Here is a 23,705-nt window from a genome sequence, read left to right as displayed (position 1 = left end):
AGTGCGTGCAGGTATCCGCCGGAGCACAGCGCGCCGGACGGGGACATGTGGAGGAAGGCAGGCACTGCAGTGGCCGTCGTTGACGATCGTGGAAATCCCGAATATTCGGGACCTCCCGAGGAACCGAGTGGAGACTTCGGTCGACAGCCCCCTCAGGATCTCGTGGCCGAGCAGTCCGTGCTCGGCGGCATGCTGCTGAGCAAGGACGCCATCGCCGACGTCCTCGAAGTGCTGAGGCCCGGCGACTTCTACCGTCCGGCCCATCAGGCCGTGTACGACGCGATCCTCGATCTCTACAGCCGCGGCGAACCCGCCGACCCGGTCACCGTGTCGGCCGAACTCGACCGGCGCGGCGAACTCAAGCGTCTCGGCGGAGCTGCCTATCTTGTGACGCTCACCCAGACCGTCCCCACCGCGGCCAACGCCGGTTACTACGCCGAGATCGTCGCCGAGAAGGCCGTCCTGCGTCGTCTCGTCGAGGCGGGCACCCGCATCGTCCAGTACGGCTACGCCGGCGCCGACGGCCAGGACGTCGCCGAGATCGTCGACCGCGCGCAGGCCGAGGTCTTCGAGGTCGCCGAACGACGCACCACCGAAGACTTCGTGCCGCTCGAAGAACTCCTGCAGCCCACGATGGACGAGATCGACTCCATCGCCAGCCGCGGCGGTATCTCCCTCGGCGTGCCCACCGGCTTCGCCGAACTCGACGAACTCACCAACGGCCTGCACGCCGGCCAGATGATCATCGTCGCCGCGCGTCCCGGTGTGGGTAAGGCGCTCGCCCTCGACACTCCCCTGCCCACCCCCACAGGCTGGACCACGATGGGCGAGGTCGGTGTGGGCGACGAACTCCTCGGCGCCGACGGCCGCCCCACCCGCGTCCTCGCCGCCACCGAGGTCATGCACGGCCGTCCGTGCTTCGACGTGGTGTTCTCCGACGGCACCGTGATCGTCGCCGACGAGCAGCACCAGTGGCGCACCGGCGACGGCGCGATCCGCACCACGGGCGAACTCGCCGCCACCGCCGAGGCGGGGCACACCGTCGCGAACACCCGGGCACTGTCGTTCCCGGCAACAGAGCTGCCCGTCTCCCCCTTCACGCTCGGTGCGTGGCTCGGCGGCCCGTCGTCCGATCCCGAACTGCACATGCGTATCGAGGGCGAAGGCGGCTTCACGAGCGCCCTCGTCGCGCTCGGCGCCCACATCCCCGCCGAATACCAGCGGGCATCCGAACCGCAGCGTCGCGAACTCCTCGCGGGTCTGCTCGACGCCGGCGGAGAGATCGACGACGACGGCACCATCCGGTTCGTCGGCTCGTCCGAGCGACTGACGCAGGGCGTGGCCGAACTCCTGTCGGGCCTCGGTCACGCGCCCGTGCTCGACGGCACCGAGATCTCCTTCACCACCGACGACGACGTCTTCGTCCTGCCCAGCAAGGCCGTGCGACACAAGGAATGCCGTGCCTCCGCGCCGCGCGAACGCCGCATCGTCGCCGTCCGCCCGGTCCCGTCGGTCCCCGTGCGGTGCGTCGAGGTCGACGGCGACCACATGTACCTCGCGGGTCGCGCGATGGTGCCCACGCACAACTCCACGCTGAGCATGGACTTCATGCGGTCGTGCTCCATCAAGCACGGCATGGCGTCGGTCATCTTCTCGCTCGAGATGGGCAAGACCGAGATCGTCATGCGTCTGCTGTCCGCAGAGGCGAAGATCAAGCTCGGCGACATGCGATCCGGACGCATGACCGACGACGACTGGACGCGTCTCGCCCGTCGCATGAGCGAGATCAGCGAGGCGCCGCTGTTCATCGACGACTCGCCGAACCTCACGATGATGGAGATCCGCGCAAAAGCGCGGCGGCTCAAGCAGAAACACGACATCCGTCTCATCGTCATCGACTACCTGCAGCTCATGTCGTCCGGCAAGAAGGTCGAGTCGCGTCAGCAGGAGGTCTCCGAATTCTCGCGTAGCCTCAAGCTTCTCGCGAAGGAACTCGAGGTTCCGGTCGTCGCGGTGTGTCAGCTCAACCGTGGTCCCGAGCAGCGCACCGACAAGCGGCCGCAGGTCTCCGACCTCCGTGAGTCGGGATCGCTCGAGCAGGACGCCGACATGGTCATCCTGCTGCACCGCCCCGACGCCTTCGAGCGCGACGACCCGCGTGGCGGCGAGGCCGACCTCATCGTCGGCAAGCACCGTAACGGCCCGACCGCGACGATCACCGTCGCCCACCAGTTGCACCTGTCGCGGTTCGTGGACATGGCGCGCGGCTGATTCGAGTCGTCGCCCCGCCCGGCGGCGAGGTGGCAGATCTCGTTCCGGCTCGGTGATATTCGTAGCGAAAGGTGTTCAGCAGCAGGAGGTTACGCCGGTCTCCGGCGTGGAGGTGTCGTCCGGGGCGCCGGTCGTGCAGCATGTCCCGCCGCCGGCTTCCTGCGGACCCTCGAGATGGTGCGGACTCGAGCCGAAGGTGGCCGAATCCGCCAGGACGGTGTACACCTCCCACTTCTCCCCCGCGGGCCCGGTGACCCACGCCTTGTCCTGAGTGGCGTAGCAACAGGTCGTGCCGATCTCCTCGTCGGCGAACAGGCCCGCCTCGGTCAAGCGGGCGATTTCCGAGTGCACCTTCTCGGACGAGTCGACCTCGACCCCGAGATGGTTGATCGTGTCGCCCTTGCGCGGGTTCTCGAACAGCACCAGCTTCAACGGTGGATCGGCGATCGCGAAGTTGGCGTAGCCCGGTTCGAGCTTGGCCGGTTCGGTGCCGAACAGTGTCGAGTAGAAGGCGACCGCTTCGGGCAGGTCGTCGACGTTGAGGGCGAACTGGATGCGTGACATGACTGCCTCCACCTGTGTGGCATATATCGAATTACCGCTCACAGGATGCTCCCCTATTTCGACATATGTCAAGAAGGTGGCTAGGCTCGAATCATGCCGAAAGCTCTACCCGTGATCGATGTCCGCGCCCCGATCTGCTGCGAACCGGTATCGGCCGCGCCGATGAGCGACGACGCCGCCCTCGAGGTCGCGTTGCGGTTGAAGGCCCTGGCCGACCCGGTGCGCATCAAACTCGTGTCGATCCTGCTCACCGCCGACGAAGGTGCGGTGTGCACGTGCGATCTCGCCGCCGGTGTGGATCTGGCGGAATCCACGGTGAGCCATCACCTCGGACAACTGCGCAAGGCGGGGATGGTCGAATCCGAGCGGCGTGGGATGAACGTCTATCACCGTGCCCGTTCCGAGTCCCTCGACGCGCTCAGGGCCGTCCTGGATCCGAACTGCTGCCGCTGACGGTCGCAGACATATCCTCGAGGTGGAGAAGCGCCCAGGAAGGTAGTGATGACGTTCATCAAGATGTGCGGACTGCAGGACGAGGCGACGGTCGATCTCGCCATCGAACTGGACGTCGACGCGGTCGGTTTCGTCCTCGTGAAGAGCCCTCGTCGCATCTCCCCCGAGCGGGCCGCGACGCTCCGCACTCGCGTGCCGGCGGGAACACTCGCCGTCGGTGTCTATGTGAATGCGTCCCTCGACGAGATCATCGCGACGGCCCGGGCCGCGAATCTCGATCACGTCCAGGTGCACGACCTGCGGTCGGCCGACGACGTGCGCGTGCTGCACGACGCGGGATTCACGGTGATCCGTGCGATCAACACCGGAGGAGCCGAAGCGCTGTCGGAGGATTTCGGCGCCGACCTGCTGCTCGTCGACGGTGCGGTTGCCGGTGCCGGGAAGACGTGGGACTGGCAGGACCGCAGTGCCCTGCCGTCCGGCCGGTGGGTCCTCGCGGGTGGGCTGAACCCCGACAATGTCGAGAGGGCACTTTCCACGTCCGGAGCGTGGGGTGTCGACGTCTCCAGTGGCATCGAGGCCGAACGCGGCGTCAAGGATCCCGGTCTCATGCGGGCGTTCGCCCAGGCGGTCCGGAGAAGCGCCCCGGAGTGACCCGGTCCGGGGCCGAGCCCCGGAGTGCCCCTGCCCGGGTGATCCGGCGTCAGTGCGCGGCGTCGGCCTTCTTCCGCCGCGGGATCAGGTGCATGATCAGCACGACGAGTGCGCCCACGACCAGGCCCACCAGAGCGGACGCCACTGTCCCAGCGGTCCACGACAGCACGCCGCCGAATCCACCGTGCACGAGCTCGCCGAACCAGTGCTCGAGATCGTGCAGACGATCGGCAGGCCAATGGAATCCGGCCTCACCGACGTTGACGAGCAGGATGTGTCCGCCGACCCACAGCATGGCGGCGATCCCGACCACGGTGAGAACGGTCATCAGCTTCGGCATCGCCGTCACCAGACCGCGACCGATGCGCTGAGCGAAAGTGGATTTCCGTTTCGCGAGCGCAAGGCCGACGTCGTCCATCTTCACGATCAGCGCGACCACGCCGTACACCAGGATCGTGATGAGAACGGCTACGACGATGAGGACGAGCAGGCGGGTGAGGAAGGGTTCGTCCTCGACCGAGGCCAGCGAGATCACCATGATCTCTGCGGACAGGATCAGGTCGGTGCGGATCGCGCCGCTGACCATGGACTTCTCGAACTCGGGACCCTTCTCCGCCGCGGTGGTCTCTTCTTCGTGGTGACCGCCGGTGAGCGCCTCGTAGACCTTCTCGGCGCCCTCGTAGCAGAGGAACAGACCACCTGCGATGAGCAGATAGGGCAGGGCCTGCGGGAGGAACTGACTCAGGATCATCGCGACCGGCAGGATGATCAGGAGCTTGTTGCGGATCGAGCCGAGCGCGATCATGCGGATGATCGGCAGCTCGCGATCGGGGGTGAACCCGTGCACGTAGCGAGGGGTGACGGCCGTGTCGTCGACGACCACGCCCGCTGCCTTGACGCTCGCCCTGCCGGCTGCGGCGCCGATGTCGTCTATGGATGCCGCGGCTGCCTTCGCAAGCACCGCGACGTCGTCCAGAAGGGCGACGAGACCACCAGCCACGGGAACCTCCCACAGTTCGGCTGCACCGAGCCGATCGACCGACACGCGATTGCGAGTCGTCTCGGAACGCTACCGGACCTGCGACGACGTGTAACGCGATGTCCGGAGCATGTCGGCGACGACCTGCCTCCACACCGAGCGACCTGTGCGGGTGCCCGGCATGACAGATCTGTGGGTACCCGATGGATGTGGTTGCCGAACTCGATCATGCCGGTGACGTCGGTTCGGCGATCAGTGCCTCGACCTTCGTCCGGATCTCGTCACGGATCGGACGGACGGCGGTCACGACGCACCTCCCGCGCGTGCGGCGAAGCGTGTGCGCAGAGCCAGGGCGACGTACACGAGTGCGACGAGGACGGGCACTTCGATGAGGGGGCCGACGACTCCCGCCAGTGCCTGCCCGGACGCGACCCCGAACGTGCCGATCGCGACGGCGATGGCGAGTTCGAAGTTGTTGCCCGCGGCGGTGAAGGCGAGTGTGGTGGTGCGTTCGTAGCCGAGTCCTACTGCAGCGCCGAACAGATACCCGCTCCCCCACATGATCGCGAAGTACGCCAGCAGGGGCAGGGCGATGCGTACGACGTCGAGTGGTCGCGAGGTGATCTGGTCGCCCTGCAAGGCGAACAGGACCACGATGGTGAACAGCAGTCCGTACAGCGCCCACGGTCCGATGCGCGGCAGGAAGGTCTGCTCGTACCAGTTGCGGCCCTTCGCCTTCTCGCCGAATCGACGAGTGAGGAAACCGGCCACGAGTGGGATCCCGAGGAAGATCAGCACGGATTTCGCGATCTCCCACGGGGAGACGTCGAGCCCGGTCTGTTCGAGACCGAGCCATCCGGGCAGCACCGACAGGTAGAACCAGCCGAGCGCGGCGAACATGATCACCTGGAAGACCGAGTTGATCGCGACCAGCACGGCAGCGGCTTCCCGGTCGCCGCACGCCAGGTCGTTCCAGATGATCACCATCGCGATGCAACGCGCGAGGCCGACGATGATCAGACCGGTGCGGTATTCGGGTAGATCCGGAAGCATCAGCCACGCGAGCGCGAACATCAGTGCAGGACCGACGATCCAGTTGAGGATCAGCGACGAGATCAACAGGGTGCGATCACCGGTGACCGTGTCGAGACGGTCGTAGCGCACCTTCGCCAGCACCGGGTACATCATGATCAACAGGCCGAGGGCGATCGGCAGCGAGATTCCGTCGATCTCGATGAAACCCAGGGTTTCTCCGAGTCCGGGAATCATGCGACCGAGCAGCAGGCCGACGACGATGGCGGCGCCGATCCACGCGGGAAGGAAGCGATCGAGTGTCGACATCCTGCTCATCACGGGACTGTCCACCGCGGTGCGCTCGCTCATGCGGGTGCCTCGGCCGCTTCGATACCGAGCACCTCGGAGAGTTGCCGTAGTGCGGCCGGAACCACCCAGTAGTAGACCCAGGTGCCGCGACGCTCGCACTCGAGCAGGCCTGCCTCGCGCAGAACTCTGAGGTGGTGCGAGATCGTCGGTTGGGACAGATCGAACGATCCCGAGATGTCGCACACGCACGCCTCACCGCCGGCGTGGCTCGCGACGAGGGACAGTAACCGCAGGCGCACCGGATCGCCGAGGGCCTTGAACATCCGGGCGAGGTCGACGGCGCGATCGCCCGTCAGGGGTTCGCGCACGAGCGGAGAACAGCAGACGTCGTCACCCGCGGGATCTTGATTCGACACGTGTCTATATTGACAGATGTCGAATCCGCAACCGGATCCGGATGGTGAAGCCGTCCGGATCGGACACGGAACAATGGGCGGCATGGCCAACTCGCCGTCCGGTGATTCGATGCTCGACCGCGTCGTCCGCATCCTCGAGTCGTTCGACGACACCCAACCCCGCCTGACCGTCGGGAGTCTCGCCCGCAGGTCCGGCATCCCGCAGGCCACGGCCTACCGGCTCGTCGGCGAGCTGGTGCAGCACGGGCTGCTCACCCGGGACGACGACGGGCGGGTGCGGCTCGGTCTGCGCCTGTGGGAACTCGTCGCGCGCAGTGCACCCGCGCGCGATCTGCGGGAGGCGGCGCTCCCCTTCCTGCAGGACGTGCAGTCGGTGGTGCACCAACACACCCAGCTCGCGGTCCTGCAGGACGACGAGGTCCTCGTCCTCGAACGGCTGTCGGCGTCCGATTCGGTGGTCAACCAGGCGTCGGTCGCGCGCCGGCTCCCCGTCCACGACACGTCGCTGGGCATGTCGATGCTCGCGTTCTCGCCTGCGGAGGTGCAGGAGTCCTATCGGCGACGACATCCCGAAGTGGAGAGGCGGTTCGCTGCGACGACGAGAGATTTCCGTCGCGCGCTCGCGGAGGTCCGCCGACGGGGCTATGCGCGCTTCGACGGTGTGCTCGACGAGGGCACCACGGGCATCGCGGTCCCCGTCCTCACGCGGTCGGGTCATGCCCTGGCGGCGCTCGGCGTGGTGGTCCCCACCGGCGCGTCCCGGCAGCAGGCCGTCGTGCCCGTCCTCATGGCCGCGGCCCGCGGTATCGCGCGCGGAGTGGGTGAGCGACCGCCGGACTGACCCGACCGTTTTCTCATTGAACGAGAAGACGACGTGTGCGGTGGGAGAGGCGCACGACACTCGACGGGACGCGAATCGGATACGCGCAGCGGAGGACGAAAACATGAACGCAACCCGCACGGTCGTCACGACCGAGGTCGGCATCGTCGGCGGCGGCCCGGCAGGTCTCATGCTCTCCCACCTCCTCGCGAAAGCGGGGATCGACAACATCGTCGTCGAGAAGCGTGATCACGAGACCATCCGGACCACCCACCGTGCGGGCATCCTCGAGCACGGTTCGGTGTCGCTGCTCACCGAGAGCGGAGTCGACACCCGTGTCCTGGACGAAGGGCACCGTCACGACGGCATCGATCTGCGATTCGGCGGTGAGAGCCACCGCATCGACTTCCGGGACCTCGTCGGTGAGTCGGTGTGGTTGTATCCGCAGAACGAGGTCTTCGTCGACCTGGCCGCGTCGCGGCGACGCGACGGTGGCGATGTGCGCTACAGCATCTGCGACACAGAGGTTCTCGACATCACCACCGACACACCGAAGATCCGTTTCACCGAATCCGACGGCACGCCGGTCGAGATCCGGTGCCGCGTCCTCGTCGGAGCCGACGGATCGCAGAGCATCTGCCGCAAGGCGATTCCGGATCACGTCCGCACCGACCACTTCATCGAGTACCCCTTCGCATGGTTCGGGATCCTCACCGAGGCCCCGCCGAGTGCGCCCGAATTGATCTATGCGCGTTCGGATCACGGATTCGCACTCATCAGCCAGCGCAACGAGTCGGTGCAGCGGATGTACTTCCAGTGCGACCCGTCCGAGGACGCGTCGGCGTGGAGCGAGGACCGGATCTGGGACGAGCTGCAGCGGCGCGTCGACGGCCCCGACGGTTTCGAACTGAAGCGCGGCCGGATCTTCGAGCAGATGGTCCTGCCCTTCCGCTCGTACGTGTGCGAACCGATGCGGCACGGAAACCTCTTCCTGGCAGGCGATGCCGGCCATACCGTTCCGCCGACCGGTGCCAAGGGACTCAACCTCGCCCTGGCCGACGTCCGGGTGCTCTTCCGCGCGCTCGACTCGTTCTTCTCCACCGGCTCGTCCGACCTGCTCGACGCCTACAGCGACACGGCGCTGCAGCGTGTGTGGAAGGCGCAGAACTTCTCGTACTGGATGACCTCGATGCTCCACACCCGTGAGGACGCAACGTCGTTCGAGAACAAGCGGGCGCTGGGCGAACTCGCCGCGGTCGTCGGCTCCCGGTACGGGCAGCAGTACCTCGCGGAGGCGTACACGGGCTGGCCCGACCGCTGAGCGTCACGGCACGCGCGACAGGAGCTCGTCGAGTCGATCGAGAACTCTTCTGTTGAGGAGAGTGCGGTTGCCCATCTCGCAATGCCCGCCCGCACCCTCGGCGTCGGTGAACGGGATGAGGGACACCTTGTCGCCCAATCGATCTCCGAATGTTCCTGCACCGCGTGCAAGGGCATCGCTCTCGGCGGCAGTCACCACGACCGGGCACGAGATACGCTCCCCGACCTCGTCGAGCGTGTACGCGTTCATCTCCGCGAACAGTTCCCGGATGTCCGAGACCCCGTTGACCCAGAATCCACGGGCGACGATCTTCCAGCGCAGCGACGGATCCGACTGCACCGCAGACATGATCGCGTCGGCGTCCTGCGCGCTCATCGAGAGAGGATCGTCGAGGACCTCGGGGGAGAGGCCGAATGCTGCCCCGAGGGCCCGGGTGCCGGCCGCGACGCTCCACTGACCGGGATCGGCGACCACCGCGGCCAGGCGATGCTCACCGGATGCTGCGCGCGGCGCGAGATACCCACCGAGACTCCAGCCGCTCAGGACGATGCGCTCGGGGTCGACGATCGGTGAGGTGATCGCATGGTCGATCACCGTGCGCACGACCACTTCCCAGTCCGGACGCATCGGCATGTTCTGCTTGTAGAGCATCTCGCCCTGGCCCGGTCCGTCGAACAGGAGACAGTGGTAGCCGCGTCGCAGTGCTGCAACCGCCGACGCGAAGTACATGTCGGTGATCGTGGCGTCGTATCCGTTGGTGAAGACGATGAGCGGCCGCACGCTGTTCTCGTGGCCGGGTGCGGGGATCAGGTAGCCCGGCAACGTGGTGTCCTCGAACGGAATCCTGGCAGCCTCGACGGGTGTGTCCCCGATCGCCAGCCCGGCATCGAAGGCCGCGACCTGCTTGTCGAAGGCGGCGATCAGACGTGGGTCGACGGGAGATCCGTACAGCGGGTGGTAGGCGGTCGCGTAGTAGGCGCTCGCCCGCAGGAACAACTCGCGTGCCGAGTCGTCGTGCCCGGCGGTCGCGCAGGACTCCGCTTCGGCGACGAGACGGTCCCCGCTCTCGACCCACGCCCGGTAGAAGTCCCCGTCGTCCCCGTCCCCCACCTGCCGGGCCACTGCGGCGATCTCGCCGAAGTCGGCACCGCCGTAGGGGATGTAGGCCAGCGGCCAGGTTCCGAACTCGTCGTGCAGATGATCGTGGAACAGCAGACCCATGCCGGTGCTCCTTCGAGCCGAGGTTCGCGGATCGGGATTCTCTTTGCACGGTGACGGCACGACGACGTCACCGATACCCGAATCAGCGGATTTCACCCTCGATTTCGTCGAACAGGAGTCCGAGCACCGTGTGCACGGCCGGATTGGGATCGTTCCGCCGCCATGCGGCGCGCAGATCGACGTCGGGTGTCGGCTCGTCGACCGGGACGAAGGCGACGTGCGGGTCGTCGACGTTCGCGGCGACGGACGCCAACGTGAGGTGGCTCTGCAGTCGCAGAGGGATAACCGTTTGCGTATTCAATGTGCATTTCGTAGGTTCGTGGCCTACGAAATGCACATTGGAAAGTTGTACGGACTGTGAGCATGACACGGGGAACACCGCTGCCGGCGGAGCTGGCGCGATCCGCGATGCGAACCTTCCGGCCCCAGGACGTAGCGCACGTATACGCGCATCCCCGACCGGAACTGGCACGCCTCACCGATAAAGGCCTTCTTCACAGAGTCGCCCCCGGCTACTACATCGTCGTCCCGCAAGATCAGGTGGGACGTCACTGGGTTCCCGGCCTCGAAGCTGCAGCAGCAGGGATCGCCTCGGCAATCTACGGCGCCGACCACATTGCACTGATGGGTGTCAGCGCAGCCCGATTGCTAGGGGCGATTCCACGTGCACTGGCCACCGCGGTCCTCACGGTTCCTCGTGCTCACAGACCCATCGAGCTGAGCGATCGCGACGCCACGGTGCGGTTTGTGCAGCGTGACACCAGCGTGCTCGATGTAGAGCGGGTGGAGACATCGCTCGGAGCTGCACTCGTCACAAGTCCTGAACAGACACTGCTCGACCTCGCCCGCCGGCCACTTCTCGGTAACGCAGAGAACGAGATCCCGGCTGCGGTCGCAAACCTGTACCGTCGCAGCGACCCTGAACGACTCGAACAGCTGGCCAGACCTCAGCGTCTCGTCGCCGCATTGCGGCGCGCCGAGATATGGGCGGGAGTGCACCCGTGAACTTCGACGAACGTGACGCTGTTGCCGCCCGGTTCGGTCAAGCCCCGATAGGTGGTGTAGGACGGTGATCCTTTCTCCTGTCCTGACTATGCAGCAGGAATCGCGGCGGCAGGCTCTGTAACCACCTCCCCGCAGGACTCCGGCTCCGCACCAACGGCACGACAACGAGCCAGCACCTCGAGCCCGAGATACCGCCGACCCTCCGCCCATTCATCGGTCTGCTCAGCCAGAACAGCACCGACCAGCCTGACGACCGCGTCGCGGTTCGGGAAGATCCCCACCGCATCGGTCCGACGCCGGATTTCTCGATTGAGCCGCTCGGCCGGATTGTTCGACCACACCTGAGTCCACACATCCTTCGGAAAAGCACTGAACGACAACAGATCCGGGCGAGCATTACCCAGGTGCTCAGCCACCGCCGGGAGCCGGTCCTCGGTGTACTCGACGAGACGATCGAACTGAGCATCGACCGCATCGGCCGTCGGCTGGTCGTAGACCGAATGCAACATCGCCTTGACCGCCGGCCACATGCTCTTCGGACACGCACTCATCAGGTTCGCCGCGTAGTGGGTCCGGCACCGCTGCCACGCAGCACCGGGCAGGTTCGCCGCGATCGCATCGACCAGACCACGGTGCGCATCGGAGGTGACCAACCGGACCCCGCTCAGACCTCGAGCGACCAGGTCAGCGAAGAAGGTGTTCCATGCAGGCCCGGTCTCGCTGGTGGCCACATGCAAGCCCAGCACTTCGCGGTGCCCATCGGCGTTGACTCCGGTGGCGACCATCGCGACTGCGTTCACGACCTGCTTGTTCTCGCGGACTTTCATCGTCAATGCGTCGGCGGCGACGAACGTGAACGGGCCCGCGTGATCGAGGCGGCGTTGCCGGAACGCGGCGACCTGCTCGTCGAGGTCCTCGGCCATGCGTGAGACCTGGGATTTCGACAGTGCGTTGATGCCGAGGGTTTTGACCAGCTTGTCCATCCGGCGGGTGGAGACCCCGGCCAGGTAGCAGTCGGCGACCACGGTGATCAATGCCGCCTCGGCGCGTTTACGGCGTTCGAGGAGCCATTCGGGGAAATACGTTCCGGATCGGAGTTTGGGGACCGCGACGTCGATGGTGCCGACGCGGGTGTCGAGGGGACGGTGCCGGTATCCGTTGCGCTGATTGACTCGTTCGGTGGACTGTCGGCCCCATTCGGCGCCGCAGACCGCGTCGGCCTCGGCGGACAGCAGGGCGTTGATCATGGTTTGCAGCAGTTCGCGCATCAGATCGGGCGACGCGTCGGTCAGGGCTTGGTGCAATACGCCTGCAGGGTCGACAATGTGGGGTGCGGTCATCGTGATGACTCCGTTCGAGGATTCTGTGGAAGGTTGACTCGAAGGATCACGCGGTGACCGTTTCACGTCCAGCAGCGACACGCTGCCGGTTGTGTTGCTGGTCACCGGGTTACACCACTCTATGGGGCACTACTTGTGCAGCGGCGTGTCCGGCCAGTCTTCGCTGCATCTCTACAGCAGGTGTAGGTTCTACGAGCCAGTATCGGTTTCCGTATTCGTGTCGGTGAACCTTCTCATCTCGGCGTTTCCCCAGTTCAGAGGTAGAGGCGCAGTGAGATGGGGGCGGAATGTCTGTGGACTTCGACAAGCTCGCAAGCATCCCTTCCTGGCATGAGCTTGGAACCGCGCAGGTCCAGAGCTGCACTTGCACTACTGACGACTTCAGCGCGAACCTCCATCGTCGACTCTCCCGTCCAGGAGTGTTTCTGGGGATCGGCTGTGGCCTTCAACTCGGTTGTTCGTGCAAGTTCGGAAGGCCCAACTGGTTGTTCGCCAGATCAATCGAGAAGCAAGGATTTGATCAAATAGTGTCGGTAGCGGGTTCTCGCCCGGGTCTCATTCCGCGATCCTGGCAGCTGAAGTGTCAGTTTTCAGAAATGATTCATTACAGGAAGAGATGAACCCCGCCATCCCGTCGCAGGGGGGTAGAAATTTGATCAAATGTTGGTAGTCTCGGCACATCCTCGCTGTCATCATCGAGCTGAACTCTCGTTGTGGAAGGAGTTGCTGATATGAGGGAAGACATCCTCGGCCGGTCCCGCGTGGAGGACACCGACGAGCTGGTGCAGTTCTACCGCCGGCTCGAGACGATGGGCGCCGGAGCGTTGTGGACGGTGGCCAACGACATCGAGCCGTGGTATCCACAACCGAAATCGGTGCCGATGCTGTGGCGTTATCAGCAGCTGCGACCGTCGGTGCTCGAATCCGCCTCGTTGGTCTCCGGTGACGATGCCGGCCGACGGGTGGTGATGCTGGTCAACGACGGCCGCAAGGACCTCAGTGCGGCCGTGGGTCTGCTCTACACCGGACTGCAGATCATGAACCCGGGCGAGTCGATGACCGCACACCGACACGCAGCCTCTGCCCTGCGGTTCGTCATCGAAGGTGAAGGAGCGTGGACGATCGTCGACGGCGACCGGCTCGAGGCCGGAGCGCGGGATTTCCTGATCACCCCGAGTGGCACCTGGCACGAACACGGCAACGATTCGGCCAGCTCCCCGGTGATCTGGCAGGACGGACTCGACATCCCCCTGGTCAACACACTCGACGCAAACTTCTACGCCGTGCATCCGGAGCTGCATCAACAACCCGGAAAAGTCGTCAACACCTCGCTGCACGAGTACGGGTCCGGGATCCTCACCCCCGCCGACCGCGGATGGAGCAAGCGTTACTCCCCGCTGCTGGCCTACCCGTGGGAACGCACCTACGAGGCGTTGCTCGCCCGCGCGGAGGTCTCCGACGGATCACCGTACGACGGCATCATCATGGAGTACGTCAACCCGCTCACCGGCGGTTCGGTCATGCCGACGATGGGCGCGCACATGCAGCTGCTGCGTCCCGGTCAGGCCACGCTCGCGCATCGGCACACCGGGTCGGTGATCTATCACGTGGCCAAAGGCCGCGGTCATTCCATCATCGGCGGGCAGCGGTTCGACTGGCAGGAAAACGACATCTTCTGCGTGCCCTCGTGGGCCTGGCACGAACACGCCAACGACGACGAGCGCAACGATGCGTGCCTGTTCTCGTTCAACGACTTCCCCGTCATGCACGCACTCGACCTCTACCAAGAAGCCGCCTACACCGACAACCACGGACACCAAACCGTAGAAGACACCCTCGAACCGGCGACGACGGTGCAGCAGTAAGTACATCACCACCGTGGATGCAGTGCCCCGAGCACCGCAGACAACGGCCTCGAAGAAGGATCTGGAACTTCCATGGGTAAGTACATCGATATCGTTAAGGCCTCTGGCGAAACATTCGCCGCCTACCTCGCCGAACCTGAGCAGGGATCCGGACCCGGCCTGGTCTTGTTACAGGAGATCTTCGGCGTCAACGACTACATGCGCGAAACCGCCGAGCTGTACGCCCGAGAAGGCTACGTTGTGCTCGTGCCGGACCTGTTCTGGCGATCCGAACCGCGCGTGGAACTGGGTTACGACGACAACGGCGTTGCCCGCGGACTGCAACTTCGAGATGCGCTCGACAATGACACCGCGATCGACGACATCGCCGATACCATTCGCACCCTGCGTGCGTTCGACAATCAGGCCGGGGGGGTTGGCATCGTTGGATACTGCATGGGCGGGTTACTGTCCTATCTATCGGCGGTACGTCTCGACATCGACTGCGCGGTAAGTTATTACGGTGTCGGCGTACATGAGCACCTCGACGAGGCAAAGAACCTGCAGGTGCCGACCGCATTCCACCTGGCCGAGCTGGACGCATTCTGCCCCGAGCCGGCGCGAACCGCTATCCGTGCAGCGTTTACCGACAACGATCTTGTGCAGATCTACGACTACGACGGTGTAGACCACGCGTTCGGCACGACCGGACGAGACGTATTCGATCCGGTTGCAGCCGACCTCGCTTACGCTCGAACACTGGCAGTGCTACGCAACACGATCGGCCCCCGATACGATCTCAACGCGATCTGGGACAATCACGTCTACCACGAATTCGTCACCCGCGATGTGCCCGCGACCATGGCGACGATGATCGATGAACCGTACGTCAACCACATCCCGACACTTACTGGCGGAGTGGGACAGAAGGATCTGTCCCGGTTCTATGCCTACCACTTCGTCCCTACCAATCCCTCCGACCTGAAGTCCATCACCCTGTCTCGTACCGTCGGTGCCAACCGGATTGTCGAAGAACAGCTGCTGTGCTTCACACATGATCGAGAGATGGATTGGCTTCTTCCCGGTATCCCGCCCACCGGCAAGTATGTGGAGATCCCCCTCGTGGCCATCGTCACCATCGAAGGCGACAAGCTTTGCAACGAACATATCTACTGGGATCAGGCCGGTGTGTTGGTGCAGATCGGCTTGCTGGAACCGACCGGACTTCCTGTGGCAGGAATCGAACAAGCACGCAAGCTGGTCGACAAGACTTTGCCGTCGAACGAGTTGATGGCGAAATGGTCCACCAGCGAGGGGAAGCCGATTTCGTGACGGCCTCCGCACCGGAACAACACCGTAGCGCTTTGGTCACCGGCGGCGCCGGCGCCATCGGACGACATATCTGCCTTGCTCTGGCCCGATCCGGGTTCGCCGTCGGAGTCGGCTATCGAGGTGACAGCACACGGGCACAGGAAGTCGTAGATGAGATCAACACCGAGGGCGGAGCCGCAAGGGCCGTCCCAGCGGTGCTGGACGATCCGGACTCGGTGATTCCGACGATCGCAAGGATGCACGCCCAACTCGGCCCTCTGGGTGTGCTGGTGAACAATGCGGTGGCCTGGCCAGACAATGTCGAGCAGGCGGAGCCTTTCTACCAGACCACAATGGACTGGGCGTCGCTTGTGCGCACGAATCTCGAGGGCACCTTAGCGATCACTCGGCATTGCGCACAGGCAATGGCCCACCACCACTGGGGACGAATAATCACCGTCTCCACCGATCTGGTCGACGGTTCGATGCAGTCCGATGTCTCGTACATCGCCGCCAAGGGCGGGATGACTGCGGCCTCACGCGCGCTGGCGTGGGAGCTGGGGCCGGCAGGAGTCACGGTCAATCTCGTAGCTCCCGGCCTGACCGCCGAGAAAGGCGCCACGATTGCCCCGCATGTCGTCGCCGAGCTCGTCGAACACACTCCGCTTCGCCGGTTGGTGACAGCGGCCGAGGTCGCCGCGGCGGTGGCGTTCCTCGCGTCCGAGAATGCAGGCGCGATCACAGGACATGTCCTGACGGTCAGCGGCGGGCACTGAATCTCTTCGTTCCTTCGCTTCCGTCGAGCAGCAAAGGACGTAACGGAACCCGTGCGCCGCACACTCCGGCCGATAGACGAGGACAACGACACCGGACCCTAGGCAGATGCAGTGCCCCGCCAAGCTCATCCTTGGCGGGGCACTGCATCTGTCCAGGACGAGAACCTCGCCTGCTTCAGAGTGACTGAACGCAACTCGTCTGGGTAAGTCCCGGGGAGTGGTGGGAATCGGCTGAGCGCATCCGGCCAGGTCCGCGGCGTGTCGCTCCCTCGCCGAGGGTGGGCCATCGCGTAGTGATCAACGAGTTACCTCTCACAGTGACTCACAGAAAGCAGCTACGCGATGACCCACGATCATTCTGCACTGCTCACCCAGCTCCACGCGCTCGAGGGCGCCGACAGCGCCAGCGTGTTCGCCGAACTGATCCGTACCGGCCTGCAGGCTCTGATCGAAGCCGAGGCCACCGACAAGCTCGGCGCCGGCCGCTACGAACGCACCGACACCCGGATAACGCACCGCAACGGACATCGAACGAAGACCGTGGCCACCACCAGCGGCGATGTCGAGGTCAAGATCCCCGAACTGCGGTCAGGATCGTTCTTCCCCTCCTTGCTGGAGCGACGCCGCCGCATCGACAAGGCCCTGTACGCAGTGGTCATGGAAGCCTACGTGCACGGCGTGTCGACCCGCAGCGTCGACGACCTGGTCGGCGCGTTGGGTGTCGGATCCGGGATCTCGAAGTCGGAGGTGTCGCGGATCTGCGCTGGTCTGGACACCGAGATCGCCCGGTTCCGCGAGCGCACGCTGACGCACACGAGCTTTCCGTACGTGTTTCTCGACGCCACCTTCTGCAAGGTCCGGGTCGGTGCGCACGTGGTGTCCCAGGCGTTGGTGGTGGCCACCGGAGTCTCGATCGACGGCACCCGCGAGGTACTCGGAACCGCCGTCGGGGACAGCGAATCCTACGAGTTCTGGCGCGAGTTCCTCACCAGCCTCAAGGCCCGTGGTCTGTCGGGGGTGCATCTGGTGATCTCCGATGCACACAGTGGCCTCAAAGCTGCTGTGATGCAGCAGTTCGCGGGTTCTTCGTGGCAGCGGTGCCGGGTGCATTTCATGCGCAACATTCGGGCGGCGGTGGCGGCCAAGCATGTGCCGCCGGTGATGGCGGCGGTCAAGACGATCTTCGCGCACACCGACCCGGACGCCGTCGCGGAGCAGTGGGATCAGGTCACCGACACCTTCTCCGGGTCGTTTCCGAAGGTCGCGGCGTTGATGGAAGCCGCCAAACACGATGTGCTGGCGTTCACCGCGTTCCCCAAGGCTCATTGGCAAAAGGTGTGGTCCAACAATCCCATTGAGCGGTTGAACAAGGAAATCAAGCGTCGAGCCGACGTCGTGGAGATTTTTCCGAACCCGGCGGCATTCCTCCGGTTGGCGACCGCGGTGGTCATCGAGCAGCACGACGAGTGGCAGGTCACCCGCCGGTATGTCTCGGATGTGAGCATGGACGAGCTCCGGGCGGTGATCGCCGCCAAACAGCACGCTACCGAACCGGCGTTGTCGTTGACCGGCTCGAGCGAAACAGCATAGTATCCAGCACGACTCGTTGATCACTACGTCTACTGCAGAGCCGATCCGAAGTCCACCACTCCACGGGGCACTATCCGAAGACCCGGTTCGCCCCGGACTCACCGATCCGATCGTGGACCGAGTACCCGCATTACACGGCCAAGGTTGCTTGACGAGGCACTAGTCACCAGACAACGTCGCTGGACATCGCATGATGGACGCCGTCAGCTCTGTGGGTGTGTCGTCCGGGACGAGGTAGCCCGCGTCAGGGATGGTCTCGAAGCGTGCTACGGGGATCTGTGCCGCAAGCGGCGCCCCTTGGCTGCAGGCATCAGATGTCATCGCCGGCTCGTCTGCGCATACGCAGGCGAGCCCCGGACGGTGGACCGGGCATCAACACATCGGATGATTCGGGCGTCGGATGTGTCTCAGCCGAGCTCGTGCCGGCGTAGATACGCGAGGACGGCCAGCACCCGACGATTCGTGTCGTCGGTCGGCGGCAGCACCAGTTTGTTAAAGATGTTGCCGACATGCTTGCCGACCGCCGATTCGGTGATGAACAATTGTGCGGCGATCGCCGCATTCGAATGTCCCTCTGCGATCGAGGCGAGCACCTCGCGTTCGCGCGGCGACAACTGCGCCAACGGATCCCGCCGGCGACGGAACAACTGCTGTATGACCATCGGATCGATCACAGTGCCACCGGCAACCACTTGACGCAGAGTGGAGACGAACTCCTCGACATCGACGATGCGATCCTTCAGCAGATAGCCGACCCGCCCACCTTCCGCACCCATGAGTTCGTCGGCGTAACTCAATTCGACATACTGGCTCAACGCCACCACGGCAAGCTCCGGGTAGGTTCGTCGCAGTGCCACTGCTGCGCGCAACCCCTCGTCGGTGAAACCCGGCGGCATCCGCACATCGGTCACGACGAGGTCCGGACGGTGCTCGGCGACAGCCGATTCCAAGTTCACGGCATCGGGGACCGCAGCCACGACCTCGAACCCGAATCGTTCGAGCATCGCGGCGAGGCTTTCGCGCAGCAGTGCACCATCCTCGGCGAGGACCACTCGCACGGCAGTCAGTTCTCGATCCACGGCAACTCCACTCGGACGACGGTGGGCCCGCCAGGCGGGCTGGACAGCAGCATTCTGCCGTCGACCGCAGCGACCCGGTCGGCCAGGCCCGTCAGACCGCTCCCTCGTTCCGGATCCGCACCGCCGCAGCCGTCGTCCACGATCTCAACGACGAGCAGATCCCCGGCGCGCCGGGCCGTCACGTCGACGGCCGTCGCATCCGCATGTTTGGCGATGTTGTTGAGCGCTTCGACCACCACGAAATAGGCTGCGACCTCGACGTCCGGCGCCGGGCGTGGCGAGATCTCCGCGGTGACGGCGACCGGGACGGCGAAGTCCTCGGTCAGCTCACGTAGGGCGTCGGGTAGGCCGCGGTCGGTGAGCACCCTGGGGTGGATTCCCCGAATGAGTTGCCGCAGTTCCGCCATCAGATCCTTGGCCTGGTCATGCGCCTGCGACACACTTTTCGCGGCGGCGGAATCCGGTGGGAGGTCGAGTTTGGCCATACCCAACTGCAGAGTGAGGTTGACGAGCAACGACTGCGCGCCGTCATGCAGGTCCCGCTCGATCCTGCGACGTTCTGCCTCGAAGGCATCGACCAGTCGGGCACGGGACCGCGACACCTCGACAAGCCGAGCGCGAAGCGCGTCCGGATCGTCGCCGCACAGCAACGACCGAGCGAGCGCGCCGTGCAGTCCCGCGATCAGAGCAATCACGTACGGGACTGTCGGCAGCAGAAGCAGACCTGCGATCGCGTAGGGGACGGCCTGATCGACCGACGTGATCTGGCTGAAGCCGAGCGCCACCGCCTCGTTACCGTCACCCACCACCAGGGGGCTTACCACCATCACGACGATGAGGCCGACGATCACCGCGGCCAGGAGCAACAACGCGGGAACCAAGGTGAGCAGCAGGACTGCGTATCCGAGCTCCCTCCATGTCGCGGCCTCGGTGTAGCGGGTGCGCACCCACGGCCACAGACCCGCGGCGGGAGGCGCGCGGTGCGCCGAGAGCGCCCGATCGCTGCTCACCAGACGCAGCCGCATACGTTCCAGAGTCGCCAGCGGTATCGCCACCAGCGGGCCGAGCCCGAACACCAGCACCACGCCGAGAACACCGAGGAACAACACCCTGCCGAGCGGTTGCGGATACATGCCGTCGCCCGCCCACACGATCAGGACCAACCACGGGACACAGAACGCAGCGAACGGCAGCGCCACCGCGCACACCACCGGGACAGTGGTCAGCAGATAGCCGAGCGAGCGCCACAGCCACCCCGTCAGCAGGAAGCGTCGTCGTGTGATCGCGGCGAGCACCGAGGTCGGTTCAGCAGAGGACACTCGAGTGAGCCTATCGACGCGGCCGCTGTTTCGGGAGGAGGTGAGGTGCAGTCGAAAAGGTGGTGCTGGCACCACCTCCGATCCGCCGCGTGGACCCAGTGACCACACCACCGGCGGAATGGTCGGCTGTAGTCATGCAACTGGAGCTGAACAAGGTCACCAAGACCTATCGAGGTAAACAGGCCGTCACCGACGTCAGCATGCGGATCGGGCCCGGAGTTCTCGGACTCCTCGGACCCAACGGAGCCGGCAAGTCGTCGCTGATGCGGATTCTCTCCACGATCACCCGGCCGACTTCCGGCACGGTCACGTGGAACGGTACCGACATCGTCGCTCGGCCGGAGCCGCTCCGACGTGTCCTCGGCTACCTCCCACAGGATTTCGGTGTCTATCCGAATCTCAGTGCCCGGGAGTTTCTCCGGTATCTCGCCGCAGTCAAGGGACTGAGCACGCGGTCTGCCAAGGAGCGGGTCGACGAGCTGCTCGAACTCGTCAACCTGACTGACACCGGATCGCGTCCGGTGGGCAAGTTCTCCGGCGGCATGCGCCAGCGTGTCGGGATCGCGCAGGCGCTTCTGAGCGACCCCGAACTTCTCGTCGTCGACGAACCGACGGTCGGGCTGGACCCTGAGGAACGCATGCGGTTCCGCAACCTCCTGGGAGATCTGGCATCCGACCGGATCGTCATCCTGTCCACCCACATCGTGTCGGACATCGAAGCCATCGCCGACGACATCGCGATCCTCACCGCCGGCGAACTACGTAGGCGCGGCACCCCCGAGGAACTCCTCCGTTCCGCAGACGGTCAGGTGTGGGAATCGATCGTCCCCATCGATGCCGTGGCCGACATCCGGCAGCGAGCGACGATCACCCGCACCGTCCGAACATCACAGGGCGTGCGTGTTCGTGCAGTCGCGCACACGCCTCCGGTCCCGGGTGCGCGTCCTGTCGAGCCCGACCTCGAAGACGCGTACGTCAGTGCGGTCAATACCCCGATCGCACCTGCCGGGGTGACCCGATGACCAGCGCGGTTACTGCCGTCTCGATGGCAGATTTCCGGGATCGTTCTCGGCGTCCCGCGTTCCTGGTGACCGTGCTCGGCGCCGTCGCGCTCGGGTATGTTGCCATCCCGCCCGCCTCCGCCACGTACGCGATGGTCAAGGTCGGATCGTTCCGGGGAGTGTACGACAGCGCGTACATCGGCATGATGCTCGCGATGATCGGAAGCCTGTGGCTGCCACTGTTCGGGTTCTACGTCGTCCGCAGCAGCATCGCGCGCGACATCGCCACCGGCGTAGGAGAAACGCTTGCCGCATCCCCGCTGCGTACTCCGATGTATCTGCTGGGAAAGTACCTCAGCAACCTGATGGTGCTGGCAGCGATGGCTGCCGCACTCGCCTTCATCGCACCCGTGATGCAGTTCCTCCGCGGGGAATCCACGGGCCTCGACTTGACTGCGCTCTGGCTTCCGATCGTGTTGTTCTGTCTTCCGGTCCTGACGGTGGCCGCAGCAGCCGCCGTTGTGTTCGAGACGATCCCGCTCTTGCGCGGTGGTGCGGGAAACATCCTGTGGTTCTTCGTCTATCCGTCGATGTTCCTCGCTGGGATTCCGCTGATCTACGGCACGATCACTGCGGGGTTCCAGACCGACCTGGCCGCGCAGCACCCCGGCATGGACGACGAGATCTCGATCGGGCTCACCGCGGAACCCGGAGCGCTCGGGCAGTTCACGTGGTCCGGAATGGACGTCGACCCGACCCTCGTCGCAGCGAGTGTGGGATTGATCGCGGCATCGACGCTCGTCGCCGTCATGCCGTCGTTCTGGTTCACTCGGTTCGATCCGTCACGGCTGCAGACTTCCCTATCGAGGACTTCCACCCAGCCGTCCTCCGCAACACCGGGACCGTCGGCGACACCCGCGTTCTCACAGACCGTACGAGGGCTGTCCCCGGCCGAGCGTGGACACGCGTTCCTGGGGCTGTTGATCGGCGAGGTCCGTATCCATCTCGGAAGTGTGTCGCGGTGGTGGTGGCTCACGCTCGCGATCGTGACGGTCGCGGCCCTCGCGGTTCCCGCTGATCGCGTCGGCACCGCGCTGCTCTTCGCGTGGTTGCTGCCGGTGCTGCTGTGGTCGCGTCTCGGCACACTCACCTACGAACAGGGCGTCGACCCCCTTGTGGAGTGCGGTGTCTCGCCGCGCATCCGCCTCATCGCCGAGTGGAGTGCAGGTGTGCTCATTGCCGCCGTCGCCGGTGTGGGCCCCTTGGTCAAGATGCTCCTTACGCTGGACTTGACCGGCGTAGCCGCATGGGTTGCGGGCGCCACGTTGATCCCCGCTCTTGCACTGCTGATCGGGTCGATCGGACGCAGTGCACGCCTATTCCAAGCGGTCTACCTGGTGATCTGGTACGCCGTGCTCAACGGAGTCGCCGCCGTCGACGTCATGGGTGTGCTCCGCACCGACGGGTCGCTCAGTGGCCCGTCTCCACTGTTCTCACTCGGCATCAGCGCAATGTTGGTCGCCGCTTCCTTACTCGTTCTGGAGGTTCGTCATGCCCGTCGTTGAAAACCTGGTCCGGAAGTCCCTCCTGTCTGCCGGGATTGCAGCACTGACACTCTCGACTGTTGCACTCACCGGATGCACCGCCGGTTCGACGAGTCAGGAACAGTGGACCGACAATTACAGCGGCGCGATCACCTCCGTCACGCTCGATCTCGATGATGCGGGTGCGAAACAACTCGGTGTCACCACCGCGTCGCTGAGTGCACAGGTGATCGGCTCCGACCGTGACGACATCGAGATCCGACGTTCCTTCGAGTTCACCGACGGCGACAAGCCCGATGAACGCATCGACACCGACGGGTCCGGTCTGATTATCAGCGCGAGTTGCCCCGATAGATTTGCCGTCGGCAGCCCCACCTGCGTCGCCCGATACGAGATCGCCGTCCCGTACGGTACTGTTGTCCAAGGGAATTCGAAGTTCGGCGATCTGACGGTGACCGACACCCGTGCCGCCGTCGATCTGAACTCCCGCTACGGTGACGTCACGCTGGTCACGGGCCCGGGCGGTTACGCGGTGGACGCCGTCTCGGCGACGGGCACAAGCACCATCGAGGTGCCGCAGGATCCCGCCGGGATCCCGGTGCGCCTACGGTCCGGAGATGGCGCCGTCTCCGCAATGACGGACCCTCGCTGAGACGAGAGCGAAGTACCCAGAGTGAATGCACACCTCGCAGGGACGGTTACTACCAGGCAGCCACTCGAGGTGTGTGTTATTCGTCGTCGTCGATCTCGCCGCGGGCCAACCACTGTGGGAGGAGCTGCTCAGGAGTATCGGCGTGAGGACGGGGTGGCTGTGGTGTCCGGGCGAGTAGTCGATGACGGCAATCACCGCCAGGACGATTAACACCCAGAACGC

22 protein-coding genes are annotated in these 23,705 nt (G+C 64.9%); 13 read left to right on the top strand and 9 right to left on the bottom strand.

Going from position 1 to position 23,705, the window contains the following annotated elements; all coding sequences use genetic code 11:
- The first annotated feature begins 69 nt into the window (after window positions 1–69).
- On the top strand, window positions 70–2,271 hold the full coding sequence (gene dnaB / locus AC0LPE_RS23380) for a replicative DNA helicase (RefSeq protein ID WP_088896957.1): 2,202 nt from the start codon (window positions 70–72) through the stop codon (window positions 2,269–2,271).
- 75 nt (window positions 2,272–2,346) lie between these two features.
- Here the strand turns inward: dnaB and AC0LPE_RS23375 are convergent, their stop codons facing one another.
- Complete coding sequence (locus AC0LPE_RS23375; RefSeq protein ID WP_490605340.1) at window positions 2,347–2,835, bottom strand: ArsI/CadI family heavy metal resistance metalloenzyme; 489 nt, start codon at window positions 2,833–2,835, stop codon at window positions 2,347–2,349.
- A 93-nt stretch (window positions 2,836–2,928) separates the two neighbouring features.
- Between AC0LPE_RS23375 and AC0LPE_RS23370 the strand changes: the two genes are divergently transcribed.
- Window positions 2,929–3,288: an Rv2640c family ArsR-like transcriptional regulator gene (locus AC0LPE_RS23370; RefSeq protein ID WP_490605339.1), complete on the top strand. Its 360-nt coding sequence runs from the start codon at window positions 2,929–2,931 to the stop codon at window positions 3,286–3,288.
- A gap of 48 nt (window positions 3,289–3,336) precedes the next feature.
- Entirely contained in the window at window positions 3,337–3,942 is a 606-nt protein-coding gene (locus AC0LPE_RS23365) for a phosphoribosylanthranilate isomerase (protein WP_088896959.1), read from the top strand.
- 49 nt (window positions 3,943–3,991) lie between these two features.
- On the opposite strand, the gene AC0LPE_RS23360 is transcribed toward AC0LPE_RS23365, so the two are convergent.
- From AC0LPE_RS23360 to AC0LPE_RS23350, 3 genes are all read right to left on the bottom strand, one after another.
- Window positions 3,992–4,942 (bottom strand): DUF808 domain-containing protein, encoded by a 951-nt coding sequence (locus tag AC0LPE_RS23360; protein WP_490606394.1) that lies wholly within the window; start codon window positions 4,940–4,942, stop codon window positions 3,992–3,994.
- Window positions 4,943–5,224: 282 nt separating this feature from the next.
- Window positions 5,225–6,304: an ACR3 family arsenite efflux transporter gene (gene arsB, locus AC0LPE_RS23355; RefSeq protein WP_490605338.1), complete on the bottom strand. Its 1,080-nt coding sequence runs from the start codon at window positions 6,302–6,304 to the stop codon at window positions 5,225–5,227.
- Window positions 6,301–6,660 (bottom strand): ArsR/SmtB family transcription factor, encoded by a 360-nt coding sequence (locus AC0LPE_RS23350; RefSeq protein ID WP_490605337.1) that lies wholly within the window; start codon window positions 6,658–6,660, stop codon window positions 6,301–6,303. Before AC0LPE_RS23350 ends, arsB begins: the two co-directional genes overlap by 4 nt.
- A gap of 82 nt (window positions 6,661–6,742) precedes the next feature.
- On the opposite strand from AC0LPE_RS23350, the gene AC0LPE_RS23345 reads away from it, so the two are divergent.
- Window positions 6,743–7,501, top strand: coding sequence for an IclR family transcriptional regulator (locus AC0LPE_RS23345; protein ID WP_088896985.1), 759 nt, complete (start codon window positions 6,743–6,745; stop codon window positions 7,499–7,501).
- A gap of 103 nt (window positions 7,502–7,604) precedes the next feature.
- On the top strand, window positions 7,605–8,801 hold the full coding sequence (locus AC0LPE_RS23340) for a 4-hydroxybenzoate 3-monooxygenase (RefSeq protein WP_490605336.1): 1,197 nt from the start codon (window positions 7,605–7,607) through the stop codon (window positions 8,799–8,801).
- Between the two features lie 3 nt (window positions 8,802–8,804).
- On the opposite strand, the gene AC0LPE_RS23335 is transcribed toward AC0LPE_RS23340, so the two are convergent.
- Window positions 8,805–10,022: an alpha/beta hydrolase gene (locus tag AC0LPE_RS23335; protein WP_490605335.1), complete on the bottom strand. Its 1,218-nt coding sequence runs from the start codon at window positions 10,020–10,022 to the stop codon at window positions 8,805–8,807.
- An 82-nt stretch (window positions 10,023–10,104) separates the two neighbouring features.
- Window positions 10,105–10,323 carry a type 2 periplasmic-binding domain-containing protein gene (locus tag AC0LPE_RS23330; RefSeq protein WP_216359287.1) on the bottom strand — a complete coding sequence of 73 codons (219 nt, stop codon included), beginning with the start codon at window positions 10,321–10,323 and terminating at the stop codon, window positions 10,105–10,107.
- A 62-nt stretch (window positions 10,324–10,385) separates the two neighbouring features.
- Here AC0LPE_RS23330 and AC0LPE_RS23325 point away from each other — a divergent pair, with 62 nt between their 5' ends.
- A complete protein-coding gene (locus tag AC0LPE_RS23325) occupies window positions 10,386–11,027 on the top strand; it encodes a type IV toxin-antitoxin system AbiEi family antitoxin domain-containing protein (RefSeq protein ID WP_423659775.1) in 642 nt (213 codons plus the stop codon).
- A gap of 86 nt (window positions 11,028–11,113) precedes the next feature.
- Here the strand turns inward: AC0LPE_RS23325 and AC0LPE_RS23320 are convergent, their stop codons facing one another.
- Window positions 11,114–12,367 (bottom strand): IS256 family transposase, encoded by a 1,254-nt coding sequence (locus tag AC0LPE_RS23320; protein ID WP_430715646.1) that lies wholly within the window; start codon window positions 12,365–12,367, stop codon window positions 11,114–11,116.
- 731 nt (window positions 12,368–13,098) lie between these two features.
- Between AC0LPE_RS23320 and AC0LPE_RS23315 the strand changes: the two genes are divergently transcribed.
- The 4 genes from AC0LPE_RS23315 to AC0LPE_RS23300 all read left to right on the top strand — a co-directional run bounded on the left by AC0LPE_RS23315 (window position 13,099) and on the right by AC0LPE_RS23300 (window position 17,888).
- Window positions 13,099–14,232 (top strand): cupin domain-containing protein, encoded by a 1,134-nt coding sequence (locus AC0LPE_RS23315; RefSeq protein ID WP_490605334.1) that lies wholly within the window; start codon window positions 13,099–13,101, stop codon window positions 14,230–14,232.
- A gap of 72 nt (window positions 14,233–14,304) precedes the next feature.
- A complete protein-coding gene (locus tag AC0LPE_RS23310; protein ID WP_088896968.1) occupies window positions 14,305–15,543 on the top strand; it encodes a dienelactone hydrolase family protein in 1,239 nt (412 codons plus the stop codon).
- Window positions 15,540–16,298 carry an SDR family NAD(P)-dependent oxidoreductase gene (locus AC0LPE_RS23305; protein ID WP_157741807.1) on the top strand — a complete coding sequence of 253 codons (759 nt, stop codon included), beginning with the start codon at window positions 15,540–15,542 and terminating at the stop codon, window positions 16,296–16,298. The genes AC0LPE_RS23310 and AC0LPE_RS23305 overlap by 4 nt, the downstream gene beginning before the upstream one ends.
- 342 nt (window positions 16,299–16,640) lie before the next feature.
- Window positions 16,641–17,888, top strand: a complete 1,248-nt coding sequence (locus tag AC0LPE_RS23300) for an IS256 family transposase (protein ID WP_490605014.1) — start codon at window positions 16,641–16,643, stop codon at window positions 17,886–17,888.
- A gap of 407 nt (window positions 17,889–18,295) precedes the next feature.
- Here AC0LPE_RS23300 and AC0LPE_RS23295 read toward each other — a convergent pair whose 3' ends face one another.
- Both AC0LPE_RS23295 and AC0LPE_RS23290 read right to left on the bottom strand, forming a co-directional pair.
- Window positions 18,296–18,967, bottom strand: a complete 672-nt coding sequence (locus tag AC0LPE_RS23295) for a response regulator transcription factor (protein WP_471903984.1) — start codon at window positions 18,965–18,967, stop codon at window positions 18,296–18,298.
- Window positions 18,952–20,286 (bottom strand): sensor histidine kinase, encoded by a 1,335-nt coding sequence (locus AC0LPE_RS23290; protein WP_471903985.1) that lies wholly within the window; start codon window positions 20,284–20,286, stop codon window positions 18,952–18,954. The genes AC0LPE_RS23295 and AC0LPE_RS23290 overlap by 16 nt, the downstream gene beginning before the upstream one ends.
- A gap of 134 nt (window positions 20,287–20,420) precedes the next feature.
- Here AC0LPE_RS23290 and AC0LPE_RS23285 point away from each other — a divergent pair, with 134 nt between their 5' ends.
- The 3 genes from AC0LPE_RS23285 to AC0LPE_RS23275 are packed head-to-tail and all read left to right on the top strand — an operon-like array spanning window position 20,421 to window position 23,483.
- A complete protein-coding gene (locus AC0LPE_RS23285) occupies window positions 20,421–21,308 on the top strand; it encodes an ABC transporter ATP-binding protein (protein ID WP_490605333.1) in 888 nt (295 codons plus the stop codon).
- Window positions 21,305–22,852, top strand: coding sequence for a hypothetical protein (locus AC0LPE_RS23280; protein ID WP_490605332.1), 1,548 nt, complete (start codon window positions 21,305–21,307; stop codon window positions 22,850–22,852). The genes AC0LPE_RS23285 and AC0LPE_RS23280 overlap by 4 nt, the downstream gene beginning before the upstream one ends.
- On the top strand, window positions 22,839–23,483 hold the full coding sequence (locus AC0LPE_RS23275; RefSeq protein WP_490605331.1) for a hypothetical protein: 645 nt from the start codon (window positions 22,839–22,841) through the stop codon (window positions 23,481–23,483). The genes AC0LPE_RS23280 and AC0LPE_RS23275 overlap by 14 nt, the downstream gene beginning before the upstream one ends.
- The last annotated feature ends 222 nt before the right edge of the window (window positions 23,484–23,705 follow it).

Source organism: Rhodococcus sp. S3 (genome assembly GCF_058211795.1).
This window is presented reverse-complemented; position numbering and strand designations above follow the sequence as displayed.

Coding starts and splice junctions, on each gene's coding strand:
- AC0LPE_RS23375 (WP_490605340.1), bottom strand. CDS start 2,835: ATGTCACGCATCCAGTTCGCCCTCAACGTCGACGACCTGCCCGAAGCG.
- AC0LPE_RS23370 (WP_490605339.1), top strand. CDS start 2,929: ATGCCGAAAGCTCTACCCGTGATCGATGTCCGCGCCCCGATCTGCTGC.
- AC0LPE_RS23365 (WP_088896959.1), top strand. CDS start 3,337: ATGACGTTCATCAAGATGTGCGGACTGCAGGACGAGGCGACGGTCGAT.
- arsB (WP_490605338.1), bottom strand. CDS start 6,304: ATGAGCGAGCGCACCGCGGTGGACAGTCCCGTGATGAGCAGGATGTCG.
- AC0LPE_RS23345 (WP_088896985.1), top strand. CDS start 6,743: ATGGCCAACTCGCCGTCCGGTGATTCGATGCTCGACCGCGTCGTCCGC.
- AC0LPE_RS23340 (WP_490605336.1), top strand. CDS start 7,605: ATGAACGCAACCCGCACGGTCGTCACGACCGAGGTCGGCATCGTCGGC.
- AC0LPE_RS23335 (WP_490605335.1), bottom strand. CDS start 10,022: ATGGGTCTGCTGTTCCACGATCATCTGCACGACGAGTTCGGAACCTGG.
- AC0LPE_RS23325 (WP_423659775.1), top strand. CDS start 10,386: ATGACACGGGGAACACCGCTGCCGGCGGAGCTGGCGCGATCCGCGATG.
- AC0LPE_RS23320 (WP_430715646.1), bottom strand. CDS start 12,367: ATGACCGCACCCCACATTGTCGACCCTGCAGGCGTATTGCACCAAGCC.
- AC0LPE_RS23315 (WP_490605334.1), top strand. CDS start 13,099: ATGAGGGAAGACATCCTCGGCCGGTCCCGCGTGGAGGACACCGACGAG.
- AC0LPE_RS23310 (WP_088896968.1), top strand. CDS start 14,305: ATGGGTAAGTACATCGATATCGTTAAGGCCTCTGGCGAAACATTCGCC.
- AC0LPE_RS23300 (WP_490605014.1), top strand. CDS start 16,641: ATGACCCACGATCATTCTGCACTGCTCACCCAGCTCCACGCGCTCGAG.
- AC0LPE_RS23285 (WP_490605333.1), top strand. CDS start 20,421: ATGCAACTGGAGCTGAACAAGGTCACCAAGACCTATCGAGGTAAACAG.
- AC0LPE_RS23280 (WP_490605332.1), top strand. CDS start 21,305: ATGACCAGCGCGGTTACTGCCGTCTCGATGGCAGATTTCCGGGATCGT.
- AC0LPE_RS23275 (WP_490605331.1), top strand. CDS start 22,839: ATGCCCGTCGTTGAAAACCTGGTCCGGAAGTCCCTCCTGTCTGCCGGG.